Below are 5,195 nucleotides of genomic sequence, written 5' to 3' on the forward strand. Positions count from 1 at the left end.
GTTGGGCGTGCCGACCGAACCCGTGTGTTCCGAGGTGCGCAGCGAGCGCGGCCGCGCGACGGCCCGCGCCATCAGCATCTGGTTGCCGCCCTGGTGATGGAAGTCGCAATAGGCGAAGCCCATCCCCGATACCGAGCCGCGGAAACTGCGATCGTCGGTCTTTTCAAGGTTGAAACAGGGCTCGAACGGAATGCCCTTGATCGAGGCGCAGACGTTCTGGCCGCGGATCTGCAGCGTGTTGCCGGGCAGGCGGAGATGTTTCACCGGACCTGCACCCGAGAACTGCACGGCGCCGGCGGCGCCGAGGTCGTCCATGATGCGGCCCGCGCCCCGGGTGCCGTCAAAGCAGGTGAAAGCAAACACCTTCCCGGCGACGAAGCGGCGCGCCTCATCGGCGTTCATGCTTCCAGCAATGGCCGGCGTAAGCGTCGCTACCGCCGTGACCGCCCCCAACACAATACGCGCAAGCATGCTCAACTCCGAACCAACCCCGCAGCGGGCTATGCCTTATCTCTTTACCTGCTGCTTACCATACTAACCATGGCGACATTGAAGCAGCATGGTTGGTAAAGTCTGAACGCCGTTAGACAATTTTTACAACGGTGCGACCGCGGACCTGGCCGGCGAGGATTTTCGCGCCCCACTCCGGAACTTCAGAAAGCGGAATTTCGTGAGTAATTTCAGCTAGTTTTGACCGGTCCAGATCGGACGCCAGGCGTTGCCAGGCAGCTTTCCGCGGCTCGATCGGGCACATCACGGAATCGATGCCGAGAAGGCACACCCCGCGCAAAATGAAGGGTGCGACGGAAGACGGCAGGTCCATGCCGGCAGCCAAGCCGCAGGCCGCGATCGCGCCGCCGTACTTCGTCATCGACAGCAGGTTTGCGAGCGTGGTCGAGCCGACGCTGTCGACGCCACCCGCCCAGCGCTCCTTGGCGATGGGCTTGGCGGCCGCCGACAATTCGTTGCGGTCGATCACCTCAGCCGCGCCGATCTCTTTCAGATAGTCCGCTTCGGACGCACGTCCGGTGGAGGCGATGACGTGATAGCCGAGCTTCGAGAGCACGGCGGTCGCAACCGAGCCGACGCCGCCTGCAGCCCCCGTCACCACGACCGGACCGCTGTTCGGCGACACTCCGTGCTTCTCCAGCGCCAGCACGGACAGCATCGCGGTGAAGCCGGCAGTGCCGATCGCCATGGCGTCGCGCGCCGATAGGCCCTGCGGAAGAGCGACCAGCCAGTCGCCTTTCACCCGCGCCTTCTCGGCATAGGCGCCAAGATGGGTCTCGCCCATGCCCCAGCCGGTGCAGACAACCTTATCGCCCGCCTTCCATTGCGGATGCGAGGACTGCTCGACGGTGCCGGCGAAGTCGATGCCGGCAATCATCGGGAAGCGGCGCACCACCGGCGCCTTGCCGGTGAGCGCAAGGCCGTCCTTGTAGTTCAACGTCGACCATTCCACGCGGACGGTGACGTCGCCCTCCATCAGTTCGGCTTCGTCGAACTGCGTGAGCTGCGCGGTGGTGCCCTTGTCCGCCTTGTCGATCCGGATCGCCTTGAACGTCGCCACAGCAAAACTCCCTGACTTGTTTCAGGGGATGTTTAGCCGATCAGGCAGGCTGCGCAACCGTCCGCTGGACCGGTTTCTCCACGATCGGAAGATTGATCAGCGCCGAGAGCACGCCGAACAGGATCGAGAGCCACCAGATCGGCGTGTAGGAACCGAACCGCTCGAACACGATGCCGCCGAGCCAGACGCCGAGGAAGCCGCCGACCTGATGGCTGACGAAGGCGAAGCCATAGAGCGTGGCGAACCAGCGCGTGCCGAACATGATCGCGACCAGTGCCGAGGTCGGTGGCACGGTCGACAGCCAGGTCAGGCCGGAGACCGCGCCGAACGCAATCGCCGAGAACGGCGTGATCGGAAACGAGATGAAGGCAAGCGTCGCAAGCGCGCGGGTGAAATAGATGGTCGAGAGGATGTAGCGCTTGGGCAGGCTGTTCTGGAGATAGCCGACGCTGAGCGATCCCATGATGTTGAACAGGCCGATCGCCGCGATCACCCAGCCGCCGATCTGCGTGGAGATGCCGCTATCGACCAGGAAGGCCGGCAGATGCACCGTGATGAAGGCAAGCTGGAAGCCGCAGGTGAAGAAGCCGAGGACAAGCAGCACGTAGGAGCGATGGCCGAAGGCTTCCGCGAGCGCTTTGGTGAAGGTCTGCTGGTCCGCAGGCGCCGCATTTGCCGCGCTTGCGACCGGCGGCGTCGAGAGCGCCAGCGACAACGGGATGATCAGCAGCATCAGGAAGCCGAACACGGTGAGCGCCTGCTGCCAGCCGAAATTGTCGATTAGGGCCACACCGATCGGCGCGAACAGGAATTGCCCGAACGATCCCGCCGCAGTGCCGGCGCCGAGCGCAAGGCCGCGCTTCTCGGCCGGCAAGAGCTTGGTGAAGGCCGAGAGCACCAGATTGAACGAGCAGCCGGCGAGACCGAAGCCGACCATGACACCAGCGCCGATGTTGAGCGACAGCGGCGTCGATGAGTAGCGCATCAGGAGCAAGCCCCCGGCATAGAGCAGAGCGCCGACGCACATCACCCGGAACAGGCCGAAGCGATCGGCGACCGCGCCGGCGACGGGCTGGCCCAGTCCCCACAGCAAATTCTGAAACGCGATCGCGAGGCCGAACACGTCGCGGCCCCAGGCATATTCATGGCTCATCGGCTGTACGAAGAAGCCCAGCGCCGAGCGCGGGCCGAACCCGAGCATCCCGATCGCGCAGCCGCAGAGAATGATGATCGCCGGCGTGCGCCAGGAGGAGGAACGGGAGACCGAACCGAGCTCACCCATCTGTATCGACATGCTGTTCCTCGTGCGTGGTCGCGGATTCGCAAATGGCGGCCGCGAGCCAGCTCGTTTAATGCATCTGCATGGAAACCCCAAGTCAAAAACGATTGCATTCCGCGAAGAGCTGGCGCGGGAGCATTGCATTTCCTCGCGGCCTCAGCCGACGCGCCGGGCGCGACTTAACGGAAACGTGTGCGGCAAGATCTGGCGGCTCCCAACACGACGTGTTATTTTATATTTGCTCATATCGAGCATATCGAATGATCCCCCGGCCTGTCGGCCGGATTTCTCAGGCTTTATATATGCTCAAAATGAGTACAAATGACATGCACGGGAGGCTTGGATGCCGCTAACTGGAATTTACGGCCCCGACGACTTTGCCAACCGGCCGCAGGGCCACGTGATCACCCCGGCACAGGCCAAGCAGTCGCGAACCGGACCTTCGCTGCCGATGCCTTCACTGGAATGGACGCCGGAGGTCGAGCGAGCCACCGCACCGCTTTACGAGCGCGTGAAACGTGTCATCCCACCGATCGAATGGCCGCTGATGGCCCCGACGATCAAGGCGATCAACGAGCTGAAGCAGGCCCGGGGCGCGGTGATCCTCGCGCACAATTACCAGACGCCGGAGATCTTCCACTGCGTCGCCGACATCGGCGGTGATTCGCTCCAGCTCGCGGTCGAAGCCACCAGGGTGAAGGCCGGCATCATCGTCCAGTGCGGCGTGCACTTCATGGCGGAGACGTCGAAACTGCTCAATCCGGACAAGACGGTGCTTATTCCTGATACGCGCGCCGGCTGCTCGCTCGCTGCCAGCATCACCGGCGCCGACGTCCGCCTGCTCCGCGAAAAATTCCCCGGCGTGCCTGTCGTTGCCTATGTCAACACCTCCGCGGAGGTGAAGGCCGAGGTCGATATCTGCTGCACCTCGTCGAACGCGGTGCAGGTGGTCGAAAGCCTCGGCGCACCAACCGTGATCTTCCTGCCCGACCGCTATCTCGCCACTTACGTGGCCTCGAAGACCGACGTGAAGATCATTGCCTGGAAGGGCGCCTGCGAGGTGCACGAGCGTTTCACTGGCGCCGAGCTGCGCAGCTACCGCGAGGCCGATCCCTCCGTGCAGATCATCGCTCATCCCGAATGCCCGCCGGACGTGCTGGCCGAGGCCGATTTCACGGGCTCGACCGCGCACATGATCAACTGGGTGCGCGAGCGGCGGCCGCGGCGGCTGGTGATGATCACGGAATGCTCGATGGCCGACAATGTCCGCGCCGAGCTGCCCGATGTGGAGATGCTGCGCCCCTGCAACATCTGCCCGCACATGAAGCGCATCACGCTCGCCAACATTCTGGAGAGCCTGCTGACGCTTCGCGCAGAAGTGACGATCGATCCCGCGCTCGCGGACCGCGCAAGGCGCTCGGTCGAGCGGATGATCAATTTGAAGAACTGAGATAAAGCCATGACAAACAACATCAACACCCTCCCCCGCTCCGACGACGTCGTCATCGTCGGCGGCGGCCTTGCCGGATTGTTCTGCGCGCTCAAGCTCGCGCCGCGGCCGGTAATATTGATCTCGGCGGCGCCGCTCGGACAGGGCGCGTCGTCTGCATGGGCGCAAGGCGGCATCGCCGCGGCAATGGCTGAAGGCGATACGCCGGAAGCGCACGCCGCGGACACGGTTGCAGTTGGCGGCGGCATCGTCGACGAAGCTGTCGCACTCGGGATCGCGCGCGAGGCCGCACCGCGGATTCACGACCTTCTCGCCTATGGCGTGCCGTTCGACCGCGATCTCGAAGGCAGGCTCGCAGTCGGGCGCGAGGCCGCACACTCGGCGCGGCGTATCGTACATGTGCGTGGCGATGGCGCGGGCGCCGCCATCATCGCGGCGCTGAGCGAAGCCGTGCGGCGCACGCCGTCGATCCGGCTGATCGAAAGTTTCGTCGCCGAAGCGCTGTTGACCGAGGACGGCGCGGTCGCCGGCCTACGATTGCGCGAAGCTGGCGACGCGGCAGCACAGCCGATCCTGCTCGCCGCGCGGATGGTGGTGCTCGCGACGGGCGGCATCGGCCATCTCTATGCCGTCACCACCAATCCGCGCGAGGCCAGCGGATCCGGCCTTGCGATCGCCGCACGCGCCGGCGCGGTGATTGCAGATCCCGAGTTCGTGCAATTTCACCCGACCGCCATCATGGTCGGCCGCGATCCCGCGCCGCTCGCCACGGAAGCCTTGCGCGGCGAAGGCGCGACACTGATCAACGGCCGTGGCGAGCGTTTCATGGCGGCGCGCCATCCGCTCGCCGAGCTCGCACCGCGCGACATCGTGGCCCGCGGCGTGTTCGCGGAGAT

5 protein-coding genes are annotated in these 5,195 nt (G+C 64.7%); 2 read left to right on the forward strand and 3 right to left on the reverse strand.

The annotated features are described in order from the left end of the window. The 3 genes from IVB32_RS04870 to IVB32_RS04880 all read right to left on the reverse strand — a co-directional run. Positions 1–471, reverse strand: a 471-nt coding sequence (locus IVB32_RS04870) for a hypothetical protein (protein ID WP_247409929.1), incomplete at its 3' end; no start/stop codon positions are given. Positions 472–583: 112 nt separating this feature from the next. Next, on the reverse strand, positions 584–1,570 hold the full coding sequence (locus tag IVB32_RS04875) for an MDR family oxidoreductase (protein ID WP_085352604.1): 987 nt from the start codon (positions 1,568–1,570) through the stop codon (positions 584–586). Between the two features lie 40 nt (positions 1,571–1,610). Beyond that, positions 1,611–2,864: an MFS transporter gene (locus IVB32_RS04880; RefSeq protein WP_085352605.1), complete on the reverse strand. Its 1,254-nt coding sequence runs from the start codon at positions 2,862–2,864 to the stop codon at positions 1,611–1,613. 328 nt (positions 2,865–3,192) lie between these two features. Between IVB32_RS04880 and nadA the strand changes: the two genes are divergently transcribed. Both nadA and IVB32_RS04890 read left to right on the forward strand, forming a co-directional pair. After that, on the forward strand, positions 3,193–4,299 hold the full coding sequence (gene nadA, locus IVB32_RS04885) for a quinolinate synthase NadA (protein WP_247396527.1): 1,107 nt from the start codon (positions 3,193–3,195) through the stop codon (positions 4,297–4,299). A gap of 9 nt (positions 4,300–4,308) precedes the next feature. Continuing rightward, on the forward strand, positions 4,309–5,195 hold an 887-nt coding region (locus IVB32_RS04890; RefSeq protein WP_247409930.1), incomplete at its 3' end, for an FAD-dependent oxidoreductase.

This window comes from Bradyrhizobium sp. 23, assembly GCF_023073295.1.
In the GTDB taxonomy this organism is placed as follows: domain Bacteria; phylum Pseudomonadota; class Alphaproteobacteria; order Rhizobiales; family Xanthobacteraceae; genus Bradyrhizobium; species Bradyrhizobium canariense_D.

Excerpts from the sequence above, each read along its gene's own strand:
- IVB32_RS04880 (WP_085352605.1), bottom strand. The coding sequence starts at position 2,864 with ATGTCGATACAGATGGGTGAGCTCGGTTCGGTCTCCCGTTCCTCCTCC.
- nadA (WP_247396527.1), top strand. The coding sequence starts at position 3,193 with ATGCCGCTAACTGGAATTTACGGCCCCGACGACTTTGCCAACCGGCCG.